Annotated in this window: 1 protein-coding gene; it reads right to left on the bottom strand. The window is 44.9% G+C overall.

The genetic code is table 11. The features are described 5' to 3' along the window. The coding region (locus tag A3751_RS01890; protein ID WP_156492188.1) for a hypothetical protein at window positions 1-263 on the bottom strand (263 nt) is incomplete at its 3' end. Between the last annotated feature and the right edge of the window lie 187 nt (window positions 264-450).

Here is a 450-nt window from a genome sequence, read left to right as displayed (position 1 = left end):
AGTGTCACGAGGCGATTCTCATCGGACAAACCAAACCGTAACCACGCTGCCATATTGAAAGTGTATCGCTGCTTTCGTTTGCTGTGAATCGGTTCAACCTTCGACTTTGATTTAAGCCCTATTTTGACCTTACCTAACAAGCCACGCGTTGATTTTTTCGTTTCATCACCTGCTGATAGCTCAGGGTTATCTACACCAACTTGGCTTAGTGGAACAGCTTGTAGCTCTAGTAATCGAATCGCTGATCGGGGAAGAACACTCATACCTTACCTCTATGATACTTAGCTACTTCAGTCACCTGAGCAGCGCAATGAACTTGACGAGTAAGATTATGACGCAGATTGTCAGATCCTGCCGGAACGGCTTGCTACACCGTGTGATATCGCGCGCCCAAAGATACACTTCACACACAAAACTTCGTTTTACGTTACAAGCTTTGGATTATTTTGA

The sequence above is a fragment of the Oleiphilus sp. HI0080 genome (genome assembly GCF_001635135.1).
The sequence above is the reverse complement of the archived record's forward strand: the minus strand, read 5'-3'. Positions and strand labels throughout refer to the sequence as shown.